At 63.2% G+C, this 26387-nt stretch carries 3 protein-coding genes (1 of these 3 cut by a window edge); all 3 read right to left on the bottom strand.

Going from position 1 to position 26387, the window contains the following annotated elements:
• Tightly spaced (each overlapping or abutting the next), the 3 genes in view from AF70_RS01560 to AF70_RS01550 form a layout consistent with a single transcriptional unit that may run on beyond the window.
• Positions 1 to 502, bottom strand: the start of a protein-coding gene (locus AF70_RS01560; protein WP_028941175.1) for an amino acid adenylation domain-containing protein. The gene continues 2735 nt to the left of window position 1, outside the view; 502 of the gene's 3237 nt are visible here — the first part of the coding sequence; the start codon lies at positions 500 to 502; its stop codon lies off the left edge, out of view.
• The gene (locus tag AF70_RS01555; RefSeq protein ID WP_028941174.1) at positions 499 to 14019 is read right to left on the bottom strand and encodes a non-ribosomal peptide synthase/polyketide synthase; all 13521 of its coding nucleotides are present in this window, start codon (positions 14017 to 14019) and stop codon (positions 499 to 501) included. Before AF70_RS01555 ends, AF70_RS01560 begins: the two co-directional genes overlap by 4 nt.
• A complete protein-coding gene (locus tag AF70_RS01550; protein WP_028941173.1) occupies positions 14019 to 26387 on the bottom strand; it encodes a non-ribosomal peptide synthetase in 12369 nt (4122 codons plus the stop codon). The genes AF70_RS01555 and AF70_RS01550 overlap by 1 nt, the downstream gene beginning before the upstream one ends.

Here is a 26387-nt window from a genome sequence, read left to right as displayed (position 1 = left end):
CCGCCGTTGATTGCCCATAGGTCCGTACCAATTGCTGATACAGCAACCGCGCGCCGCTTTGATCGAGGCTGTGCCGGGCCAGGCCCAAGACCAATTTCCATTGATCATCGGCCAGGCGATAGAGCACCGCTTGCGCGCCCTCGGATTCACCGACGACAAAAGCACGTTCCGCCCATTCGCTGAGCTGAGCCTGAATACCGGCCGGGGTATCGACCCTCGCCTGCACGCTCAGCGGGAAGCGCTCCGCCCCCCCGACGAACTGCCGGACACCATGGAAACCCGGCGCCTTGCCCAGCCGCGCAACCAGCATCGGCTGTTGCGCCAGCAAGCGATCCAGTGCGTTTTGCACCCGTTGCGGATCGAGGGCGCCGCTGATCTCGACCTCGAGGAAATGCAGCGCATCACCACAGGCCGGGGCCTTGGGCAACTGCTCCAGCAACCGTTGCTGTTCAGGCGTCAAGGCGTAACCCAGGTCCTGCTGGTCCATCGATACCTCGTTCATGCTCCGGTTTCCTCGGTGTTCATTACGCGTTCAAGGGCGCTGCGGTCGAACATGTCGCCCATGGCCACGACAATCTTGCGCGGGCCTTCGAACGGATCACGGGCGTGGGCCACCAGCATGTTGTCGAGCAGGATGGCGTCGCCTTTTTGCCAGTCGAAACGCACCGCGCATTCTTCGTACAAGTCACCGATGCGTTGCATCACTTCGTCTTCGATCGGCGTGCCATCGCCGTAGAACACATGGCGCGGTAAGCGGTCCAGGCCGAACATCGACAACAGGTCTTCCCGCACGTCCGGCTCCAGCCAATAGATGTGATGCAGTTGCACCTGGTTGAAGAACGATTTGGCGCCGGTCACCGGGTGACGAATGATGGCCGGGCCTGGGGTGCGGGTTTGCAATTCGTTGTTGTCGAGCCAGCGCCATTCGATGCCACCGGCCCGGCAACGGGCCTCCACCTCGGCACGGTCTTCAGTCTTGAAGAAATGCTGCCAGGACACGTCGAGGTTGTCGGTGAAGGTGCGCACGTAAAGCAGGCCTTTTTCCTCGAACTTGTCCCGCAGGTCCGCCGGCAGTTTTTCGTACATCAACCGGCAATCCACCACTGGAGTCGCACCGCCAATGGACGCGGCTTGCTCGCAATAGAACATCTGCTTGCGCGGCCAGCGATCCTGATGGGAGCTCTCGTTATGGAACAGGATCATCTTGCGTTCCGGGTACGGCGTGGAGCGGTAGGTGTTCTTGCCGCCCTCTTTCTTCGGCAGATCGCCGTACTGGCCGTAAAGCCCTGGCTGGATCGCTTCGGCAAACGCCTCGAAGCCTTGAATGCCATCCAGTTCGAAACCACGGAACAGAATCCCGGCATGCCTGGCGAGTTTTTCTTCGATCAGCGGCCGGTTGTTGTTGATCCACTCGATCAAGTCCAGGTGCGGCTCGTTCGGTTCCAGCAGCAGCGGGAACGGCTGTGGCGCGGCGATCAGCGATTCGCGGATCGGCGCCGGTCGGGCCTTGGCCGCCGGGGCGGCGCCGCGCTTGAGGAACTTGCCGAGTTTGTCGGCCTTGGGTCCGGGGACGGCAGGCTTGGCGGCCACCGCTAAATTGTCGACTGGCATGCTGATAGCTCCCAATAGAATGTCCTGATCAGCGACGATCTGTTCCAACAGGGCTATCCAGGCCTTCACCAGGTGCTGGATGCGCTCGTGTCCGAACAAGGTTGTGGCGAATTGCCAATTACCCAGCAATTGCCCTGCTTCATCGTCAACGAACAACGCCATGTCGAATTTAGAATGGGTCTCCAGCGCCGGTAGCGATTCCACGCTCAAACCGCCCATGGCCTGGGTGCGTCCCGGCAGGTTGTTCATCACGAACAACACTTGCACCAGCGGGTTCATGCCCTTGTGCCGCGGCACGTCCGAGGCGTCGACGATCATGTCGAACGGCAGGTCCTGATGCTCCATGGCGCTGAGCAGGGATTCCTGGGTCTGGCCCAGGAATCGGGCGAACGGTGTGGCGGCGTCGAACTGCGAACGCAACGGCAAGACGTTGACGAAGAAGCCGATCAACCGTTCAAGCTCCGGCTGTTCACGCCCGGCCACGTCGGCACCGACCAACACATCCGCAACGCCGCTGACCTGGTGCAACAACACCTGGAACGACGCCAGCAGCGTGCTGTACAGCGTGACGCCCGCGTCCATCGACAACTGGCGCAAGGCCGTGCTGAGTGGCGTGGTGAGCTTGAACTGCACCGAGTCACCCGCATAGGACGGTGTCAAACCACGGGGGTTGTCCGATGGCAACTTCAGATGCCCGTCATAGCCCGCGAGCCGCGCTTTCCAGTACTCGGCCTGGCGCGCCAGCACGCCTTGCTGTTCCAGTTCCTGCTGCCACAGCGCGAAGTCGGAATACTGCACCTCCAGCGCCGGCAACGGGGTCAGGTCACCGGCCTTGGTGCGGTGGTAAATCTGCACCAGTTCGTTGACCAGCAAGCCCATTGACCAACCATCGGAAATGATGTGGTGCATCGCATAAAGCATCACATGCTCAGTCGGCCCCAGGTGCAGGATCCGCCCACGCAACAGTGGCGCGTGTTCCATATCAATCGGCGTGCGCGCGTTTTCCAGTGCCGCTTGTGCCACCCATTCTTCCTGGGCACTGCGGGACAGACCGGACAAATCGATCACCGGGAAATCCAGTTCAACCTGCTCGGCGATCACGGCTATCGGGTCACCTTCATCGTCCTGGGTATACGCGGTGCGCAGCACTTCATGGCGGCGCACCACCTCGGCGAAACTGCTGATCAGCCGTTCCACCGACAACTCACCGCGCAAACGCAAGGCCATCGACATGCCATAGGCCGCGGTACCGCCGGACAATTGCTCGGCGATCCACAAGCGACGCTGCACCAGCGACAACGGTGCGCTGTGCCGGGTGCCATGGGCCTTGAGCACCACACCGTGGTGGCCGTTCGGCTCGGGTGTGCCCTGCTGCTGCGCGATCCACGCCGCCAGGTCCTTGAGTCGCGGATGGCTGAACAGGTCGCGCAGGCTCAACGTACAGGCCGTGAGTTTGCGCAGGCGCGAGACTGCTTGCGTCGCGAGCAGGGAGTGCCCGCCCAGTTCGAAAAAGTGATCGTCGCGGCCGACCTGTTGCAGTTCCAGCACGTCCTGCCAGACCGTAGCGATCTGCTGTTCCAATGCACCTTCAGGCGCGACAAAGTCCGACGCCAGCAGACTGGCATCGACGCCCGGCAAGGCCTTGCGATCGATCTTGCCATTCGGGCTCAGGGGCAGGCTTTCGAGGAACAGCACATGGGCCGGAACCATGTAATCCGGCAGGCTGGCCTTCAGGCGTGCCTTGATGTCATTGCGCAACGCCGCCAGCGTAGATGAATCGGCTCTGGCTTGCGCCGGATCGTCGAACACCACGTACGCCACCAATTGCTGACCGATGGCGCCCGGTTGCGCCACCACCAGTGCCTGACGCACCGCAGGAACCCGCAGCAGATGGGTTTCTATCTCTCCGAGCTCGATGCGCAAACCACGAATCTTCACTTGATGATCGACCCGCCCGACGTACTCAATCACGCCGTCGGCGCGATAACGCGCGAGGTCGCCGGTGCGGTACACGCGGCCACCGCCCAGTGGATCGAACGGGTCGGGAATGAAGCGCTCGGCGGTCAATTCCGGGCGCTGGAAGTAGCCCCGTGCGAGCAGCTCACCGCCAATCACCAGTTCACCGACCACACCGACCGGCGCTGGTTGGCCCTGGGTGTCGAGTACATGAATCGCCCGACCGCCCAACGCCCGGCCAATCGGCATGGTCACCGGCAACGGGTTGCGGCCGGACACGTAGTCGCTGCAATCGAGCAGCGTGGCGCTGACCGTGGCTTCGGTCGGGCCGTAGGTGTTCAGCAGGCGCACATGGCCCAGCCCGGCCTGGCCCCAGGCGGCAACACCTTCCGGCGGCATGGCTTCGCCACCGACGATCATCTGGCGCAACGCGCCATAGTCACGATGACCCGCCGCCGCGAGGTCCTTGGCCAACATATTCCAGTAGGCAGTGGTCAGGTCGCTGACGCTGAACTGCTTGTCGCGCAATTCGCGATACCAGGTCTCGCTGTCCCAGATATCCGGCCCGCGCAGCACCACCGAGGCACCGCAAATCAGCGCCGGGTAAAGCTGCTCGACAAAGGCATCGAAGTTGAACGTGGCAAATTGCAGCGAGCGGTCCTGCGGCGTGAGGCCGAGGAAATCCAGGGCCACCCGGGCATGACGGGTCAGCGCCGATTGAGTGATGCCGACCCCTTTCGGGCGCCCGGTGGAGCCCGAGGTGAACATCACATACGCCAGGTTTTGCGGGCCACTGCGCTGCGGCAGATTGTCGGTCTGGGTCGGGTAATCCAGTTGATCCAGGCTCAGGACGGTCACACCCGCAGCTTCTGGCAACTTCGGCACGAGGTGGCTTTGGGTCAACAGCACACGCAGACCGCTGTCCTCGATCATCGCGCCCAGTCGCTCGGCCGGGTATTCCGGGTCCAGCGGCACGTAGGCGCCACCGGCCTTGAGCACCGCCAGCAGGCTGATGATCATCTGCGTCGAACGCTCGACCGCAATGCCCACCAGCACTTCGGGGCCGACGCCGTGTTGCAGCAGCACGCGGGCCAATTGGTTGGCCTGGTCATTGAGCTGGGCATAACTCAGGCGTTGCTCGTCGAAAATCAGCGCCAGCGCTTGCGGTGTGCGCTCGGCTTGCCGTTCAAACAAACGCTGCACGCACACCTCATCGACCGGCAGTGCCAGCGGTTCGCGCACAGCGGTCGAGACCAGGGCCAGATCGCCCACGGCACTGGCGGCAGGTGCCTCGACCATCTGCAACAGCAGGTGCGCGAGATGCCCGGCCAGTTGTTCAATCGCGGCGTCATCAAACTGCTGACGATCGAAACTCAGTTGAAACGACAACTCAGCGCCGAGGTTGACCGACAAGGTCAACGGGTAATTGGTTTGCTCGAAGTTACCCACTTCACCGAAGCGCAGATCTTGCGGTGCGCCCTGTTGCAGGGCTTCGGAGATCGGGTAGTTCTCGAACACCAGAATGTTGTCGAACAGGGCTTCGCCGCCCTGCCCGGCCCAACGCTGGATGTCGAACAGCGCGGTGTGTTCTTGCTCACGCAAGGCGAGGTTCTGCGCCTGCACCTGTTGCAGCCACTGCGCCAACGGCTGTTCGGCCCGTGGGCTGGCGACCACCGGCAAAGTGTTGATGAACAGGCCGATCTGCTGTTCGACCCCGGCCAGTTGCGCCGGACGTCCGGACACCGTGGCGCCGAAGCTGACCGTGTCCAGCCCGGTATAGCGTTGCAACAACAGCAGCCAGGCTGCCTGCACCAGGGTGTTGAGGGTGACTTTCTGTTCCCGCGCAAAGCCATTGAGCCCGGCGGTCTGCGCCTGGTCCAGGGTCAGGAAGTGCTCGCCTTGAGCGGTGTTGGCCGCATCGCTGCCGGTCCACACCAGCGCTTTGGCCAACCGGGTCGGCTCATCGAACCCGGCCAACTGGCCCTTCCAGAAACCTTCGGTGACCTGCGCGTCCTGTTGCGTCAGCCATTCGATGTAGTCGCGATAACGCCCCGCCGTGTTCGTCGGCACCTGGCCGCTGTAGCGTTGCAGCACTTCCCCGAGCAGCTGCGAATTGCTCCAGCCGTCCATCAAGATGTGATGGCTGGTGTAGATCAGGTGAAAACGCGCGGTGTCGAGACGCACCACCGTCAGGTTCAGCAACGGTGCGGCGGCAAGGTCAAAACCCTGCTGGCGCTGCGCGGCCGCCAGTTCGCTGAGCGCCAGGGCCACATCGCTGTGGTCGCGCCAGTCATGGAAGGTGAACGGCACGGCCAGTTGCTTGTGAATCACCTGCAACGGACGCTTGAACTCGCCGTCCCAGACAAAACTGCTGCGCAGCACATCGTGCGCATCCATTGCCGCTTGCCAGGCCTCGCGGAAACGCTCGACGTTCAAGCCTTCGACATCCACGCACAGCTGATTGATGTAATCGCCGGCCTGCTGCTCGTAGAGGGTGTGGAACAGCATGCCTTGCTGCATCGGTGACAACGGGTAAATGTCTTCGACCTGGCGTGGCGTCACCGGCAACGCATCGAGCTGGCGTTGCGTCAACCCGGCCAGCGAGAAGTCCGACGGCGTCAGCCCCTGATGCCGAGCCTCACAGCAGTGCTCGATCAACAGCCCCAGTTCCCGCGCATAAGCCTGCGCCAATCGCTCGATGGTCGACGGATCGAACATCTGCCCGCTGAACGTCCAGCCAATACTCAATTCGCCGCCATACACCCGGCCATTCAGGGTCAGCCAGTTGTCCAGCGGTGCCAGCGGACTTTGCTCCGCGCCCGCCGATTCGCTGGCCGGGGTGAACAGTGCGCCCGCCTCGTCGCCAAACCCGGCATCGAACTGGCCCAGGTAGTTGAAGGTAATGCGCGGCACGGGCAAGGCTTGCAGCACCTGGCGGGTGCGGTCGTTGCCCAGGTAGCGCAGCGCGCCAAAGCCCAGGCCTTTATCGGGGATCGCCCGCAGTTGTTCTTTGATCGTCTTGATCGAGTCCTGCGGCGTGCTCGCCGGGGTCAGCCGTACCGGGAACAGACTGGTGAACCAACCCACGCTGCGGCTCAAATCGAGCTCGTCGAACAGCGCTTCGCGACCATGGCCCTCAAGCTGGATCAGGGTCGAGGCTTCACCCGTCCAGTCCGCAATCACCCGCGCCAGCGCCGTCAGCAACAGGTCATTGACCTGCGTGCGATAGGCCGCCGGTGCCTCCTGCAGCAGCTGGCGGGTTTGCTGTTTGTCCAGTCGGGTGTGCGCATGCAAGGCGTGGCGGTTATGCAACTCGCCCTGGGGTCGATCGCAGGGCAAGTCATTGCGCGCATCCTGCAATTGCTCTTGCCAGAACCTCAGCTGAGCCTGCATCGCCGGGCTGTCAGCATGCTGTTGCAAGCGTCGCGCCCAGGCCTGGGTGGCGCTGGTCTTGGCCGGCAATGTGAGCGTTTGGCCGGCCTGCAACTGCTCATAGGTCTGTTGCAGGTCTTCAAGCAGAATGCGCCAGGACACGCCGTCGACCACCAGGTGATGGATCACCAGCAACAGTCGCTGGCTGCCATCGGCCATGTTCGCCAGCACCGCGCGCAGCAGATTACCGCTCGCCAGTTCGAGGCTACGCTGTGCCTGTTCGCCCAACTGTTCGAGTGCCGCCGCATCGGCAACCTCGGCGGTCCACAGCAGCGGCGACTGTTGCCAGAGCGCCTGTTGCTCGGCCAAGGAACGATGTTGCGCGGTCCAGTTGTCGCCCTGACGACTGAACGCCAGACGCAACCCGTCGTGATGGCTGACCAGCGCCTGCAACGCACGCTCCAGGTGTTCGGCGTGCAGCGGTTTGGCTGACTTGAGCAGCACCGACTGGTTCCAGTGGTGCGGCTCGACCATCTCGCGCTCAAAGAACAACTGCTGGAATGGCAGCAACGGCGTATCGCCAGTGACCGGGCCCTGGTCGATGCGCAAGTCGCTGTCGCCGACCTTCGCCACCGCCGCGAGGCTTTGCACGTTCTGGTGCAGGAACAAGTCTTTGGGGCTGAAATGAATCCCCGCCTGACGCGCCCGGCTGACCACCTGGATCGAGATGATCGAATCGCCGCCCAGCTCGAAGAAGTTGTCGCTGATCCCCACCTGCGGCCGCCCCAGCACGCTTTGCCAGATCTCCACCAATGCTTGTTCGATGGCACTGGTCGGGGCGCTGTAAGCCTTGCTGCTGGCTGTGGTGTCGGCCTTGGGCAACGCCTTGCGTTCCAGTTTGCCGTTGGGGCTGACCGGCATGTTTTCCAGCCACAGCCAATGCTGCGGGACCATGTAGTCCGGCAATGTCTGGCTCAGGTGTTCCTTGAGGCGGCGCTGCAAGGCGTTGCGAGTTTCATCGTCGGCATGCAGCAATGCGTCGCGGGCCGGCACCACATACGCCACCAGCAGCGTGCCGTCCTGGGCGATGACCACGGTTTCACGGACTTCGGCGTGTTCAGCCAGGCGCGCTTCGATCTCGCCCAATTCGATGCGCAGGCCACGGATTTTCACCTGATGGTCCATGCGCCCGGCGTATTCGATCACCCCGTCGGCGCGATAACGCGCCAGGTCGCCAGTACGGTACAGACGCTGGCCGTCACCGAACGGGCTGGTCGCGAAGCGCTCTGCCGTGAGCGATGGGCGACGGTGATAACCCCGGGCCAGGCCTTCGCCGCCCAAATACAATTCGCCGATCACGCCCACCGGCACCGGCGACAACTCGTGATCGAGAATGTAAGTACCCAGGTTGGCGATCGGCTGGCCGATCGGCACGCTGTCGCGCCCTTCCTCGATGCACGTCCAGTGCGTGACGTCGATGGCCGCTTCGGTCGGGCCGTAGAGGTTGTACAGCCCGGCATTCGGCAGCTTGGCAAACACTTGCTGCTGCGCGTCCACTGGCAGGGCTTCGCCGCTGCAGACAATCCGGGTCAGGCTGCGGCACTGGCCCACCGCAGGGTCTTGCAGGAACGCCTGCAACATCGACGGTACGAAGTGCAGCGTGGTGATGCGTTGCGCGGTGATCAGTTCGATCAACTGCGCCGGATCACGATGAATACCCGGCGCGGCCACCACCAGGGTCGAACCGGTCAGCAGCGGCCAGAAGAACTCCCAGACCGACACGTCGAAACTGAACGGCGTTTTTTGCAACACGCTGTCCGTGGCGTCGAGTCGATAGGCCTGTTGCATCCAGCACAGGCGATTGACCAGTGCCGAATGACGGTTGCCCGCGCCTTTGGGTTTACCGGTGGAGCCCGAGGTGTAGATCACATAGGCAAGGTTTTCCCCGTCAATATCAATGCTCGGGTTGCCGTCGCTGTGGCCTTCCAGCCAGTCGCCGTCCTGATCCAGCACCAGGCTGCGAATGCCGGCCGGAATCGGCAATTGCTCAAGCAAATGGCTCTGGGTCAGCAGCAACTGAATGCCGCTGTCTTCAAACATGTAGGCCAGGCGTTCCTGCGGGTATTCCGGGTCCAACGGCAAATAGGCACCGCCGGCCTTGAGAATCGCCAGCAGGCCCACGACCATTTCCACCGACCGCTCGACCGCGATACCCACCGGCACATCCGGGCCGACGCCCTGCTCGATCAGCACGTGAGCCAGTTGGTTGGCGCGGCCATTGAGTTCTGCGTAGCTCAGGCGTTGCTCGGCAAACACCAGCGCACATGCCTGCGGGGTTTTACCGACCTGCTCTTCGATCAGCGCCTGCACGCTGCGATGCAACGGGTAGTCGACGGCGGTGGCGTTCCAGTCGACCACCGTCAGTTGCCGCTCGCGATCATCGAGCAATGCCAATTGCCCGACCGGACGGTGGATGTCCTCGACCAGGCCCTGCAACAGATTCAGCCAGTGCCGGCCCATGCGCTCGATGGTCGATGGCTCGAACAAATCAGTGGCGTAGGTCAGTGACGCGTGCAGGCCTTGCGGGTTATCACTGGTGTCCAGGGTCAGGTCGAACTGCGCGGTGCGGTGTTCCCAACTGAGATGAGCAAGCTCGATGCCCGGCAAGGATTCGGCCAGTGTCGACGCCGATTCGCTGCGATGGTTGAACATCGCCTGGAACAGTGGGCTATGGCTCAGGTTGCGTTGCGATTGCAGCGCATCGACCAGTTGCTCGAACGGCAGGTCCTGATGCATCTGCGCCGCCATGGCCGTCTGCTTCACCTGTTGCAGCAATTGCGCGCCCGTCAGCTGGCCGTCGAACTCGGCGCGCAGCACTTGAGTGTTGACGAAGAAGCCGATCAGACGCTCGGTCTCCAGCCGATTACGGTTGGCAATCGGCACGCCGACGCGGATATCCGCCTGGCCGCTGTAGCGATGCAGCAAGGTCTGGAACGAACCGAGCAACAACATGAACAGCGTGACGTTTTCGCGCCGGGCCAAGGCCTTCAGGGCATTGCTCAGGGATTCGTCGAGGGCAATCGGCAGACGCGCGCCACGGAAACTTTGCTGCGCCGGACGCGGATGATCCAGTGGCAGCTCCAGCAGCGGCTGTTCGCTGCCGAGTTTTTCGCACCAGTAGGCCAACTGCCGATCCCGTTCGCCGGCGGCCATCCATTGACGCTGCCACACCGCATAGTCGGCGTACTGCACCGGCAGTGGCGGCAATTCGGCCGGCCGGCCCTGGCTGATCGCCGCATACAGGGCCATCAAATCGTCGATCATCACCTGCAACGACCAGGCGTCGGAGACGATGTGGTGCAGGGTCAGAATCAGCACGTGATCCTGCTCGCCCACCTGCAGCAGAACGAAGCGCACCAACGAGCCGTCGAGTACATCGAACGGGCGTTGCGTCTCCTGTTCGACGAAGGCCTTGATGCTCGCTTCATCGCAGGCGGCCAGACGTTGTTCGACAAAGCTCACGCGACCTTGCGGGCGGATCACCTGCCAGGTGCGGCCATCTTCCTCGACGAATGCCGTGCGCAAACTTTCGTGGCGCTCCACCAATGCCTGGAAGCTGCATTGCAGGGCGTTTTTGTCCAGCGCGCCGCGCATCCGCAGCGCGGTCGGGATGTTGTAGGCGGCGCTGTCGGGGTCCATTTTCCACAGGAACCATTGGCGCTCCTGGGCAAAGGACAGCGCCAGCGGTTGGTCACGGTCGACCCGGGTCATCGGCGGTGACTGTTCGCCCGGCTCGGCGCCCAGCGCCTGGACGAAATCCTCCAGGGTGCTGTGCTCGAACAGGCTGCGCAACGGCACCTGAATGCCCAGCACCCGACGCACCCGCGACACCACTTGGGTCACCAGCAGGGAGTGCCCGCCCAGCTCGAAGAAGTTGTCGGTCAGGCCCACGCGGTCCAGCTTCAGTACGTCCTGCCAGATGGTGGCGACTTGCTGTTGCCGCTCGCTCTGTGGGGCGACATAACGCGCCTGCAACTGGCTCGCGTCCACCGCCGGCAACGCCTTGCGATTGAGTTTGCCGTTAGGCGTCAGCGGCAGGCTGGCGAGAAACAGCAGGTGCGCCGGGACCATGAATTCCGGCAGGCACTCCTTGAGCCGCGCCTTGAGTTCATCGCGCAGGCGCAGTTGCTCGTCGGCGGCATCGAGGTCCAGGTGCGACGCGACTACATAGGCCACCAGTTGCTGGCTGCCCAGGGCTTCCTGCGCCAGCACCGCCACTTCGCGGACCGCTGGCTGCTCCAGCAAACGCGCTTCGATTTCACCCAGTTCGATGCGGAAACCGCGGATCTTCACTTGATGGTCGATACGCCCCATGTATTCGAGCACGCCGTCGTGACGATGGCGCGCCAGGTCGCCGGTGCGGTACAGCCGCGCGCCGTTGCCGAACGGATCGGGCAGGAAGCGCTCGGCGGTCATTGCCGCTCGGTCGTGATACCCACGGGCCAGGCCGTCGCCGCCGATCAGCAGTTCGCCAATCGAGCCCGCCGGGTTCGGCGCCAGATCGTCACCCAGAATGTACAGCGTGGTGTTGGCAATCGGTTTGCCCAGGTACGGCTGGCGCTGCTCGCGGGTCAGCTGCCAGGCCGCCGACCAGATGGTGGTTTCGGTCGGGCCATAAAGGTTCCAGACCTGCCCCGCCAGGCCGAGCATGCGGTGGGCCAGGTCATCGGCCAGCGCTTCGCCACCGCAGAGGAATTTACAACCCTGGAGGGTGGGCGCCTGTTCATGGTCGAGCAGCATGCGCCAGGTCGACGGCGTGGCTTGCACCACCGTGACTTGCTGCTGCCGGATCATCTCCAGCAGCGCTTGCGGATCCTGGGCTGTGTGCTTGTCCACCAGCACCACGCGGGCACCGCTGAGCAGCGGGCCGTAGATTTCCAGGCCGAAAATATCGAACGAGAACGTGGTCAGCGACAGCATGCGGTCCCGGGCTTCAATGCCCGGCGCCTTGACCATGCTCACCACGAAGTTCACCAGCGCCTGATGGCGCACCATCACCCCTTTGGGCTTGCCGGTGGAACCGGAGGTGTAAATCGCATACGCCAGGTGTTCACCGCTGAGCGCTACCTGCGGATCGGCTTCGCTGTAACAGCGAGCGTGTTCGCCTTGCGGGTCGAGCAACAGGGTCTGCACGCCGGCCGGAATCGGCAGTTGCCCGGTCAAATGCGCCTGGGTCAGCAGCAGTTGCAAACCGCTGTCCTCGATCATGTGCGCCAGACGGTCTTCAGGGTATTGCGGGTCCAGCGGCACATAGGCACCGCCCGCCTTGAGAATCGCCAACAGCCCGATCAGCATTTCCAGGCTGCGGTCGATGGCGATACCGACCAACTGATCCGGGCCGACGCCCCGTTCGATCAGCCGATGGGCCAACTGGTTGGCCTGGCGATTGAGTTGTGCATAACTCAGGGATTGCCCGTCGAACACCAGCGCCGTGGCCTCTGGCGTGCGCCGGGCCTGGGCTTCGATCAATTGATGGATGCAGCGGTCGGTCGGGTATTCGGCGGCGCTGCGGTTCCAGTCGACCAGCACCTGCTGTTGTTCGGTTTCGTCGAGCAGCGCCAGTTCGCCCACCCGTTGCTGCGGATCGGCAACCAGGCTGCCGAGCAGGTTTTGCCAATGCCGTGCCAGACGCTCGATGGTCGCGCCGTCAAACAGGTCGGTGGCATAGGTCAGCTGTGCGCCGAGGCCCTCGGGGCCGTCGAAGGTTTCCAGGGTCAGGTCGAATTGCGCGGTGCGCGAGGGCTGATGCAAGTGGCGGATCGTCAGCGCCGACTCGCCGGTGCCCTGGCGGCTTTGGCTGGCACCGGTGCTCTGATGGTTGTACATGACCTGGAACAGCGGGCTGTAGCTCAGGCTGCGTTCCGGATGCAAGGCCTCGACCAGTTGTTCGAAAGGCAGGTCCTGATGGGCCTGGGCGGCCATCGCGGTCTGCTTGACCCGGGCCAGCAGCGTGCTGAACGTGGCCTGAGCGTCGAACTCGGTCTTGAGCACCTGGGTGTTGACGAAGAAGCCGATCAGCCGCTCGGTCTCGACCCGGTTGCGGTTAGCGGTGGGCACGCCGACGCGAATCTCGGCCTGGCCACTGTAGCGATGCAACAAGGTCTGGAACGACGCCAGCAACAGCATGAACAGGGTGACGTTTTCGCTTTTGGCCAAGGCCCTCAGGCGCTCGCCCAGTGCTGGCGGCAATGCCAGCTCATGACGGGCGCCACGCAGGCTCTGCACCGCCGGACGCGGGTAATCGGTGGGCAACTCCAGCACCGGATGTTCGCTGCCCAAGTGCGCCTGCCAGTAGTCCAGTTGCCGCTCGCGCTCCCCGGCTTCCATCCAGTGCCGTTGCCAGATGCCATAGTCGGCGTACTGGATCGACAGTGGCGGCAAATCGAGTTCATGGCCCTGGCGGTAGGCGCCGTACAGTTGCAGCAGTTCATCGACCATGACCCGCATCGACGCGCCATCCGAGGCGATGTGGTGCTGGGTCAGGGTCAGCACGTGCTCCTGCGCGCCAAGGCGCAGGAGGCTGACGCGCAACAGCGGCCCGTTGATCAGGTCGAACGGTTGCCCGGTCTGTTCGGAGACGAACGCCTGAATCTGTGCCTCTGGCGACAGGGCATCGGGGCGTTCATCCAGTTCATGCACGGCGACGGTCAGGTTCATGTGCGGATGAATCACCTGCACCGCTTGCTCATCCTGCTGCCGGAACGTGGTGCGCAGGCTTTGATGACGGGCAATCAGCGCATTGAAACCGCGTTCGAGCGCCGCGATGTCAAGCTCGCCCTGCAAGTGCATGGCACTGGGGATGTTGTAGGCGGCGCTGTCGGGGTCCATCTGCCAGAGGAACCACTGGCGCTCCTGAGCAAAAGACAGCGGCACCGGATCGAACTGCGACTGGGTTTCGGGAATCGGCAGGTTCGCCGGCGAAACGCCCTCCTCGAGCATCTTCTGCAGATAGACCCTGCGCTTGTCGAGCGGCAAAGTAATGAAGCGCCGGGCGATCTTCAAAGCGACATTGGTATCCATCAAGCTTCCTCCAATTCGTCAAGCAGGGCGTCCAGCTTGCTCAGTTTCAACGTATCGACCTGCTCACCTGCGGTTGCCAGACTGCTGACGAAATCCGTGAGTACGGGGTGTTGAAAAATCAGTTGTGGGGTCAGTTTCAGGCCCAGTTCCAGTTGCAGGCGTGAAACCACATTGACGGCCAGCAACGAGTGGCCGCCCAGTTCGAAAAAGTGATCCAGCAGGCCGACACGCTCGACTTGCAGTACGTGCTGCCAGATCGCCGCGACCTGCTGCTCCCGCTCGCTCTGCGGGGCGACATAACGCACCTGCAAATGACCGCCCTCCACCGTCGGCAACGCCTTGCGGTCGAGTTTGCCGTTGGGCGTCAGCGGCAATTGTTCGAGGAACAACAGGTGCGCCGGGACCATGAATTCCGGCAAAGACTCCCTGAGCCGTGCCTTGAGTTCATCGCGTAGGGACTGCTGATCATCGAGCTCCAGTGGTGAAGCGACCACGTAGGCCACCAGTTGCTGATTGCCCAGGGCTTCCTGCGCCAACACCGCTACTTCGCGAACCGCTGGCTGCTCCAGCAGGCGCGCTTCGATTTCCCCCAGTTCGATGCGGAAGCCGCGGATCTTCACTTGATGATCGATTCGGCCTCGGTACTCGAGCACGCCATCGGCCTGATAGCGGGTCAAATCGCCGGTGCGGTACAGGCGCTCGCCGTTGCTGGCGAACGGGTTCGGCACGTACTTCTCGGCGGTCATGCCCGGCCGCCCCAGGTAACCCCGGGTGATGCCGGCACCGGCCAGGTACAACTCGGCCGATACGCCCTGCGGCACCGGGTGCAGATCAGCGTCGAGCAAATAGCTGGCGGTGTGTTTGAGCGGGCGACCAATGTTCGCCGTGCCACCCGCTTCGCGACGGGTCCAGGTGGAATAGGTGGTGTCTTCCGATGGACCGTAGAGGTCGTAGACGTGCTCGATGGTCGGCTGCTGATACAACGCCTCCACCAGGCTCTGCTTCAGCGGTTCACCGGCCAGATTGATGATGCGCACGCTCGGCGGGATCTGCCCGTCGCGCTGCAACGCATTGATCGCCGAAGGCACAGTGTTGATCAGGCGCACCTGATCGCGGGCCGGCAGTTGCGGCAGCTCCAGGGCATTGCGGGCGATGATCAGCGAGCCGCCGTTGGCCAGGGTGACAAACAGCTCCCACACCGACAGGTCGAAACACACCGAGGTCGAGGCCAACACGCCCTGAATGTCGTCGCGGCTGTACACCGATTGCGACCAGTCGATCAGCGCCAGCACGTTGCGATGGGCGATGGCCACGCCTTTGGGCTTGCCGGTGGAGCCGGAGGTGTAGATCACGTAGGCCAGGTTATCCGGCATGACGCCGGTCACCGGTGCGCTGCTCGGGTAAGCAGCCAGCCATGGCTCGGCGTTGTCCATCAACAACACTTGTGTCTCGGCAGCGATGCTCAATGTTGCCGCAACAGCCTGCTCGGTCAGCAGCACCAAAGCGCGGCTGTCCTCGAGCATGTAGGCCACGCGTTCGGCCGGGTAATCCGGGTCCAGCGGCACGTAGGCGCCACCGGCCTTGAGCACCGCGAGCAATGCCACCAGCAGGCTATCGGAACGCTGCATCGCCACGCCGACCCGCACTTCCGGGCCCACGCCCAATTCGATTAGCTTGTGGGCGAGTTGGTTGGCGCGGCTGTCGAGTTCGGCGTAAGTCAGTTGCTTGGCCGCGAAGGTCACCGCCAGCGCATCCGGCATGGCCGCGACCTGCCTGGCGATCAGCTCATGGATGCACAGATCATCGGCGAAACCTTCGTCAGCAGGGTTCCAGTCCAGCAACACTTGTTGCTGCTCGGTTTCATCCAGCAGCACCAACTCGCCGAGACAGCGTTCACCACCGTCGATCATCTGGTTCAACAGATGCTGCAAATGAGCCGCCAGTCGCGTCACTGTCGCTGGAGCAAAACTGCCGCGCTGATAGCTGAAGTGCAGCGACAGTTGCGCGTCGAGGCTCACCAGCAGGGTCAGCGGATAGTTGGTCTGCTCGCGGCTGGCCACCGGACCAAAACGCAACCCTTGCGGGGCGCCCTGCTCCAGAGCCTGGGCAATCGGGTAGTTCTCGAACACCAGAATGTTGTCGAACAGCGCTTCACCGCCCTGCCCGGCCCAGCGCTGAATATCGAACAGCGCGGTGTGTTCGAACTCGCGCAACGCCAGGTTTTGCCCTTGCACCGCTTGCAGCCAGCTCGCTAGTGATTGCTCGGCCCGAGGGCTGGCGATCACCGGCAAGGTGTTGATGAACAGCCCGATCTGCTGCTCGACACCCGGCAAGTCTGCCGGACGACCAGCGACCGTCGCGCCGAAGGCCACGGTGGTTTTGCCGGTGTAGCGTTGCAGCAACAGCAACCAGGCCGCCTGCACCAGCGTGTTGACGGTGACTTTCGCGGCCCGGGCGAACTCGCCCAGACGCAGGGTTTGATCGGCCTCCAGCACCTGGAAGTGATCGCCGTAACCTTGGGTTTCGGTAGACGCTTGCGGCATTGCGACGGTCTGGGCCAGACGCGTCGGCTCTTCCAGCGCCAGCAGCGCCGGGGTCCAGAACGCTTCGCTGGCAGCCGCGTCCTGGCGTTGCAGCCAGGCGATGTAATCGCGGTAACGTCCGCTGTGAGCGGCGTTGAACTGGCCGCTGTAACGCTGCAGCACTTCGCCGAGCAACTGCGAATTGCTCCATCCGTCCATGAGGATGTGATGGTTGGTGTAGATCAGGTGATGACGGTGGTCGTCGATGCGCGTAATCACCAGCCGCAACAGGGTCGGCGCGCTCAAGTTGAGGGCTTGGCGTTCCGTGTCGGCGAGCGTCTGCAAGGCCTGATCGCGCTGCGGATGGGCGCGTAAATCGTGCAGGCTGTAAGGCATCTGCGCGTGTTTGCTGACCACCTGCACCGGGTTTTCCAGTTCGCCCTGCCAGACAAAGCGTGTGCGCAGAATGTCGTGGGCCTCCACCGCCGCTTGCCAGGCCTGATGAAAGCGCTCGGGGTCGAGCCCGTCGACGTCCAGGCGAATCTGGTTGATGTAATCGCCGGTGGCTTCCTGGTACACGGCATGGAACAACATGCCCTGCTGCATCGGCGACAACGGATACAGGTCTTCGATCAATTGCGGTGCCAGCGGCAAGCCGTCCAGTTGGGCCTGGCTCAAGCGCGCCAGCGGGAAGTCCGACGGGGTGACGCCGTGCTGCCCGGCCCGGCAGCAATGGGCGATCAGCGCTTGCAGTTCCTGGGCGTAATCGTCGGCCAGCGCCTGAATGGTCGACTCATTGAACCGTTCGCGGCTGAAGGTCCAGCCCAGGTTCAGTTCACCGCCATACACCTGACCATTGAGGGCCAACTGGTTGGCCAATGGCGCACGAACATCCAGTTCATCGCCGGCCGCGTCACTGCACGGTACGAACAAGGCGCCGTCGGCTTCGGTGAAGCTGCCGTCGAACTGGCCCAGGTAATTGAAGGTCAGGCACGGCACCGGCAATTGGCTGAGGATTTGACGTGCAGCGTCGTCACCCAGATGGGCCAGCGCGCCAAAACCGAGACCCTTGTTCGGGATCGTGCGCAGCTGTTCCTTGATCTGTTTCAGCGAACCGCCGAGGTCAGCGACCGGCGTCAGTTTCGCCGGGTACAGGCTGGTGAACCAGCCGACGGTGCGGGTCAGGTCAACGCCGTCGAACAGCTCTTCACGGCCATGACCTTCGAGCTGGATCAACGCGCTGTCGGTCCCGGTCCAGCACACCATCACGCGGGCCAGAGCGGTCAGCAGCAGGTCGTTGACCTGCGTGCGATACGCCGCCGGGGCGTCTTGCAGCAGTTGCCGGGTCATTTCCTTGTTCAGTCGCGTGCGCACTGTCAGTGCATGCTTGTTCTGCTGCCCGCCCTCGGGATTGTCCACCGGCAACGCCACGTCGGCGCCATGCAACTGCTGTTGCCACCAGGCCAGTTCGCTGCGCAATTCAGCACTGCGGGCGTAGGTTTGCAGGTGCTCGGCCCAGACCTTGGCCGCACTGGTTTTGGCCGGCAATTGCAGGGGCTCGCCGCTCAACAGCTGACGGTAAGCGGTTTGCAGATCGTCAAACAGAATCCGCCACGACACGCCGTCCACCACCAGATGGTGGATCGCCAGCAACAGGCGCTGAGTACCGTCATCGAGGTTCGCCAGCACCGCACGCAGCAGCGGCCCGTGTTGCAGGTTCAAGCTGCGTTGCGCTTCATTGGCCACCGCTTCCAGTGCCATGGCGTCGGCGACGTCAACCGCCCAGAGCAACGCCTCGGTCTGGCTGCCCAGCGCACGGTACTGTGCCTGCCAGCCGTCCGCCTGTTCGACGAAGCTCAAGCGCAAGCCATCGTGGTGAGTAACCAGTGCGCCCAACGCCTGCTCAAGCAGCGCAGCGTCGAGGGTTTGCGTCGGCTTGAGCATCACCGCCTGATTCCAGTGCTGACGCTCGGGGATCGCCTGCTCGAAGAACACCTGTTGCACCGGCAACAACGCCAGTTCACCCGTGACCGGCCCTTGATCGATGACCTGAGCTTGCTCACCCAACCGCGCCACCGTGGCCAGTGCCTGGATGGTCTGGTGCTGGAACAGGTCTTTTGGCGTGAAGCGGATGCCGGCCTGACGGGCGCGGCTGACCACTTGGATCGAGATGATCGAATCGCCGCCCAGTTCGAAGAAGTTGTCGCTCAAACCGACCTGATCGAGTTTCAGTACGTCCTGCCAGATCGCCGCCAGTTGCTGCTCCAGTACGCTTTGCGGCGCCACATAGGCTTGCTGCAATTGACTGACGTCCGGCTTGGGCAGGTTCTTGCGGTCGAGTTTGCCGTTCGGGGTCAGCGGCAGATGCTCAAGCAGCAGCAAATACGCCGGGACCATGTGCGCCGGCAGCGCGACTTTAAGTTGCTCGCGCAGGCTGTCGGCGAAATCAGCCTGTTCGGCATTGAGCGCATCGGCGACCACATAAGCCACTAGGCGCTTGCCGCTGCCGGCGGTGCCTTCCTGGGCGACCACCACCGCTTCGCGCACGCCGTCGAGGGTTTGCAGGCGCGCTTCGACTTCCCCCAGTTCGATGCGGAAACCGCGAATCTTCACCTGATTGTCGATGCGATCCAGGTAATCGAACGTGCCATCGGCACGCTGCCGCACCAGGTCGCCGGTGCGGTACAGCAAGCCACCGACCGCGCTGAACGGATCGGCGACAAAGCGTTCCGCCGTCAGGCCGGGACGGTTCAGATAACCCCGGGCCAGGCCGGTGCCGCCCAGGTACAACTCACCGGCCATGCCTTGGGGCAGCAGGTTCAGGTCGGCGTCCAGCACGTAAGCGCTGCGGTCACCGATGCGACTGCCGATCGGCGCGTAGGCCGCCCCGCACTGTACGTCGCGCCCGGCCTTCCAGATCAGCGGCGTGACCACGGTTTCGGTCGGGCCGTAGCCGTTGATAATGTAGTCCGGATCGAGCGCACGCTTGACCCGTTCGAAACTGGCGTTGGGCACGGCATCACCGCCGAAGCAGTAGATCCGCACCTTCGGCGGGTGGCCTTCACGTTCGGCGTGTTCGGCCAGTTGTTGCAGGTAGACCGGCGGGAACGCCACCACCGTCACGCCGTGTTCGCGCATGGCGTTGTAGGTCTGTTCCGGGGTCCACAGGCTGTCGTCGCGAATCAGCAGCGAAGCGCCGTGGGTCAGGCTGGTCAGCCAACGCTCATGGGCGCCGTCGAAGGCGAAGGACATGAAGTGGAATTCGCAGTCGCTGTCACGCATTTCATAGCGTTCACCGATGGCCTGGCAATGCATCGCCAGCGGGCCATGGGCGACGCTCACGCCTTTGGGGTTACCGGTGGAGCCGGAGGTGTAAATGACGTAAGCGAGGTTCTGCGGATCGAGCGGCACCTTGGGCGCAGTGAGGGCTTGGCTGCGCAGATCGAGACGGTCGAGTTCCAGCACCGGGACCGAATCATCCACCGGCAACTGCGCAGAAACCGACGAATCGGTGAGCAACAACGCCAGCCCCGAATCCTCGATCAGATAAGCCAGACGCTCGCGCGGGTAGCTGGTGTCCAGCGGCACGTAGGCACCGCCGGCCTTGAGCACCGCCAGCAGCGCGACGATCACCCCTTCACTGCGCGGCAAGGCCACGCCGACCCGGCTTTCCGGGCCGACACCCCGCGCGATCAGGGCGTGGGCCAACTGATTAGCGCGTTGGTCGATGTCGCCATAGCTGAACCGCTGGCCGGCGAAAATCACCGCCGTGCGCTCCGGGCGCTGGGCGGCGAGTTCGGCGATGCGCTGGTGCACGGCGACGTTCACCGGGTACGGCTGCGGCTGATTATTGGCCTGTTGCTGCGCCCGTTCGGCGGCGCCGGCCAGGGCAATTTCACCAAGATTGCGTTCGACCGACTCGGCGAACTGCTCCAACAGTTGCAGCAGGTGCGCACCGATGCGTTCGATCGCGGACGTTGAGAAATGCGCCCGGTCGAAGCTGTAATGCAGCGCCAGGGTCTGGCCCAATGTCACGGCCACGCTCAACGGATAATGGGTTTGCTCAAGGTTGGCGACGTCGCCGAACACCACGCCTTGCTCCGCGCCCTGTTGCAGCGCTTGGGCAATCGGGTAGTTCTCGAACACCAGAATGTTGTCGAACAGGGCTTCGCCGCCCTGCCCGGCCCAGCGTTGAATGTCCGCCAACGGCGTGTGCTCGAACTCGCGCAGGCTGAGGTTTTGCGCCTGTACCGCTTGCAACCAGTGGCCGACGCTTTGGTCCGGACGCGGCGTGCCGATCACCGGCAAGGTATTGATGAACAAGCCGACCGCTTGCTCGATGCCGGGCAAGTCTGCCGGACGCCCGGCCACCGTGGCGCCGAACGCCACGGTTTGGTGACCGGTGTAGCGCTGCAACAACAGCAGCCACGCGGCTTGCACCAAAGTGTTGAGGGTGACTTTCTGTTGCCGGGCAAAGCTTTCAAGGCCTCGGGTGCGACTGACGTCCAGGGTCTGGAAATGATCGCCATGCCCGCTCAGGCTTTCATTGCCGGACAGCACCCGCGCCAGTCGGGTCGGCTCTTGCAAGGAGGCCAATGGCTCGCGCCAGAAATCCTGGCTCGATTGCGCATCCTGACGCTGCAACCAACCGATGTAATCGCGATAGCGCCCACCGGAGGACACCGGCGTGCGACCGCTGTAACGCTGCAAGACTTCACCGAGCAACTGCGAGTTGCTCCAGCCATCCATCAGAATGTGGTGATGGGTGTAAATCAGCTGCCAGCTATCGGCTGCGGTGTGCACCAGCACCAGTCGCAGCAATGGCGCCTGGCTCAGGTCGAACCCTTGTTGGCGCTCGGCATCAGCCAGTTCATTCAAGGCCTGAAGCTGATCGTCACGCTCACGCCAGTCGAGCACGGTGAACGGCAACTGCACCTGCTTGTGGACGATCTGCACCGGTTGTTCCAGTTCGCCTTGCCAGACAAAACCTGTGCGCAAGATGTCTTGTGCATCGACCGTGGCCTGCCAGGCGGCGCGGAAACGCTCCGGTTCGAGGCCTTGCACATCCACCCGCAACTGATTGATGTACTCTCCCGCCGCCTGCTCGTACAAGGTGTGAAACAACAGCCCCTGCTGCATCGGCGACAGTGGATAGAGGTCGTCGAGTTGGCCGACGGCCACCGGCAATGCATCGAGTTGTGCCTGGGTGATGCGCGCCAGCGGGAAGTCCGACGGCGTGGCCTGTGGCGCTTCGAGGGTGCAGCAATGCTCGATCAATGCATTGAGTTCTGCGGCGTATTGATCGACCAGCTGCTGGATGGTCGCGGTGTCGAACATCTCGCGGCTGAAGCCCCAGTTCATCGACAACTCGCCGCCGTACACCTGGCCTTCAACCGTCAGCCAGTTGGCCAACGGTGCCGACGGATCCTGGGCCGCGCCGCTGCCTTCGCTGGACGGCACAAACAACGCCGCTTCGTCGAACTGACGGTCGAACTGCCCCAGGTAGTTGAAGGTGATGCGCGGTTGCGGCAAGACCGCCAGTGCGGCGCCAATCTGCGGATCGGCCAGGTAGCGCAGCACGCCGTAGCCCAGACCTTTGTCCGGCACCGCGCGCAGTTGCTCCTTGACCATTTTGATCGACGCGCCGAGGTCGCCGGCCGGGCTCAGGTTGACCGGGAACAGACTGGTGAACCAGCCAACGGTGCGGGTCAAATCGATGTCGTCGAACAGGTCTTCACGGCCATGCCCTTCGAGCTGGATCAACGTGCTGCCCTGCCCCGTCCAGCGGCACACGGCCCGCGCCAGCGCGGTCAGCAGCAAATCATTGACCTGAGTGCGATAAGCCGCCGGCGCCTGTTGCAGCAGTTTGCGGGTTTGTTCGGCATCGAAGGTCAGTTCGACTTTCTGCTCGAAACGGTTTTGCAGTGCGCCGTCAGGGCGGTCGCACGGCAAGTCGTTTTGCGCATCGCACAATTGCGCCTGCCAATAATCGACACTGTGCTGGAACGTTGGCAGGTGGCTTTGCAGACGCGCCACCCAGCGCTGGTACGAACTGGTTTTCGCCGCCGTTGTCAGCGTCGAGCCGTCGCGTGCCTGACGATAGAACTGTTGCAGATCCTCCAGCAACACCCGCCACGACACACCGTCCACCACCAAGTGGTGAATCACCAGCAGCAGCCGCTGAGTGCCATCGGCCATCTGCACCGACAACGCTCGCAGCAACGGGCCGCTGCTCAGATCAAGACTGCGCTGAGCTTCGTCGCACAACGCATTCAGCTCTTCGAGCGATTGCGCCGAGCGTTGCCACAGCACCGACTCAACAGTCGCTGCGTCATAAGCCTGCAGCCAACCGGCATCGGTCTGTTGATAACGCAGACGCAACCCATCGTGATGCTGGAGCAACTGCGCCAACGCTTGATCCAGCGCCCCGGCATCCAGCGCTTCGCGCGGCACCAGCAGCAGCGACTGGTTCCAGTGATGACGCTCAGGGATGGCTTGCTCGAAGAACCAGTGCTGCACCGGCGTCAGGGCCACCGCGCCAACAGCCGGACCTTGATCGATCAGCTTCTGTTCGCCGCTGCGGGCCACTTGCGCCAAGCTGCGGATAGTCTGGTGCTGGAACAAGTCTTTGGGGCTCAGCACGATACCCGCCTGACGCGCACGGCTGACCACTTGCATCGACACAATGGAGTCGCCGCCCAGCTCGAAGAAGTTGTCTTCCAGGCCGACGTTGTCGATGGCCAGAATGTCTTGCCAGATCGTTGCCAGCGACTTTTCCAGCGCCGTGCGTGGCGCCACGTGTTCACGTTGTTGCTGGGAGCCGTCGACCGCAGGCAAGGCCTTGCGGTCGAGCTTGCCGTTGGGGGTCAACGGCAATTGCTCGAGGAACAGCAGATGCGCCGGGACCATGTAGTCCGGCAAGTGTTGGCGCAGCGCGGCTTTCAGGGTTTCGCGCAGGTTCGCTTGAGCATCGGCATTGTCCGCCAACACCACGGCATCGGTCGGCACGATGTAGGCGACCAGTTGCTGACCACTGGCGCCGTCCTGGGCCAGCACCGCCAGTTCGCGTACCGCGTCCTGCTGCAACAGCCGCGCTTCGATTTCACCCAGTTCGATCCGGAAGCCACGAACCTTGACCTGATGGTCGATGCGACCGACGTATTGCAGCGCGCCGTCGACCTGATAGCGGGTCAAATCACCGGTGCGATACAGACGCTCGCCGTTGCTGGCAAACGGGTTCGGCACGTACTTCTCGGCAGTCATGCCCGGTCGCGCCAAGTAACCCCGGGTGATGCCCGCGCCGGCCAGGTACAACTCGGCCGATACGCCCTGTGGCACCGGTTGCAGATCGGCGTCGAGCAAATAGCTGGCGGTGTGTTTGAGCGGTCGGCCGATGTTGGCGCTGCCGCCGGACTGGCGACGGGTCCAGGTGGAATAGGTGGTGTCTTCCGACGGGCCGTAGAGGTCGTAGACATGCTCAACGGTCGGCTGCCTATAAAGCGCGTCGACCAGCGACTGCTTCAGCAGCTCACCGGCCAGATTGATGATGCGCACGCTCGGCGGGATCTGCCCGTCGCGCTGCAACGCATTGATCGCCGAAGGCACGGTGTTGATCAGACGCACTTGATCGCGGGCCGGCAGTTGCGGCAGCTCCAGGGCGTTGCGGGCGATGATCACCGAACCGCCGTTGGCCAGAGTGACAAACAGCTCCCATACCGACAGGTCGAAACACACCGAGGTCGAGGCCAGCACACCTTGAATGTCGTCGCGGCTGTACACCGATTGCGACCAGTCGATCAGCGCCAGCACGTTGCGATGGGCGATGGCCACACCTTTGGGTTTGCCGGTGGAACCGGAGGTGTAGATCACATAGGCGAGGTTATCCGGCGTGACGCCGGTCACCGGTGCGCTGCTTGGGTAAGTGGCCAGCCATGGCTCGGCGTTGTCCATCAACAGCACTTGAGTGCCCGCCATTACGCTCAATGTTTCAGCAACAGCCTGCTCGGTCAGCAGCACCAAAGCGCGGCTGTCTTCGAGCATGTAGGCCACGCGGTCGGCCGGGTAATCCGGGTCCAGCGGCACATAGGCGCCGCCGGCCTTGAGTACCGCGAGCAGCGCTACCAACAGGCTGTCGGAACGCTGCATCGCCACGCCGACCCGCACTTCCGGACCCACACCCAACTCGATCAGCTTGTGGGCGAGGTGGTTGGCGCAGCTGTCGAGCTCGGCGTAAGTCAGTTGCTTGGCCGCGAAGGTCACCGCAAGCGCGTCCGGCATGGCCGCGACCTGCCTGGCGATCAGCTCATGAATGCACAGATCATCGGCGAAACCTTCGTCAGCGCGGTTCCAATCATGGACGATGCGCTGGTATTCCTCGGCTTCAAGCAACGGCAAATCGCTGATGCGCTGCTGGCTGTCGTTGACCATACCGTGCAGCAAATGGGTCCAGTGCCGCGCCATGCGCTCGATGGTCGGCGCATCGAACAGGTCATTGGCATAGGTCAGCGCGGCGTGCAGTGTGCCGGCCTTTTCATAGGTGTCCAGGGTCAGGTCGAATTGGGTGGTGCGCCCTTCCCATTCGATCATGCCCAGTTCCAGGCCCGAGGCGGTGGTCACCGTGGAAATGTCCGCCACCTGCGGTTGATGGTTGTACATCACCTGGAACAACGGCGTGTGGCTGAGGCTGCGCTCCAGCTTTAGCGCTTCCACCAGCCGCTCGAATGGCAAGTCCTGATGGGCCTGGGCGCCGAGGGCGGTTTCCTTGATGTCACTGAGCAAATCCGCCACGCGGGTCTGGCCATCGAGCCGGGTGCGCAGCACTTGGGTGTTGACGAAGAAACCGATCAGGCCTTCGATTTCGCCGCGATTGCGGTTGGCGATCGGCACACCGACGCAGATGTCGGTCTGCCCGGTGTAGCGGTGCAGCAACGCGTTGAACGCACCAAGCAACAGCATGAACAAGGTGATGTTGTGCTTCTGCGCGGTGGCTCGCAGTTGTTCGGCCAGTGGGCCGTCGACACCGAACTCATAACGCGTGCCGCGATAGCTGGGCATCGCCGGGCGCGGGTGATCGGTGGGCAGCTCCAGCACCGGATGCTCGAAGCCCAATTGGGCTTGCCAGTATTCCAGCTGCCGCGTCTGCTCGCCGGCCTCCAGCCAGCGGCGTTGCCACAAGGCGTAGTCGCTGTATTGAATCGGCAACGGCGCGAGCTGCGGTTGCGCGCCGGCATCATGGGCGTCGTAGCAGCGGATGAACTCGTCGATCAACACGTTCATCGACCAGCCATCAGAAACGATGTGGTGCAGGGTCAGCAGCAGCACGTGCTCCTGCTCGGCGAGCTTGAGCAGCTTGACCCGCAGCAGTGGCCCGACGGCCAAATCGAACGGCAGCAACGATTGCTGCTGGGCGGCCTCGGCCACGGCCTGTTCGCGCTCAAGGGTTGGCAGCGCGCTGAAATCAATTTGCTCGATCACCAACGACGCACTGGCAGGTGCTTGTTGCAGGGACTCGTCGGCCTGGCGCTGGAACACCGTGCGCAGGGTTTCATGACGCGCCACCAGGCTGGTGAACGCTTGCTCCAGGGCCGGCAGGTTCAGTTGCCCAGTCAGGCGCACTGCGCCCGGCAAGTTGTAGGCGCCGCTGTGCGGGTCCAGTTGCCAGAGAAACCACATGCGCCGCTGGGCGTAGGACAGCGCTTGCCGGTCCTCGGCCTCGACCCCTTGCGGAATCGGAAAACGGGCGAAGTCCACGCCCTCCTTGTGCAAGGCCGCAAGGAACATCTGGCGCTTTTCCAGGGGCAACCCGATAAACCGGCGAGCAAGTTTCAAGGAGTCTTCAGCATTCAT

The organism is Pseudomonas sp. KD5, assembly GCF_012932895.1.
GTDB lineage: Bacteria > Pseudomonadota > Gammaproteobacteria > Pseudomonadales > Pseudomonadaceae > Aquipseudomonas.
Note: the sequence above shows the minus strand (reverse complement) of the source record. Positions and strands in the feature narration are given on the sequence as shown.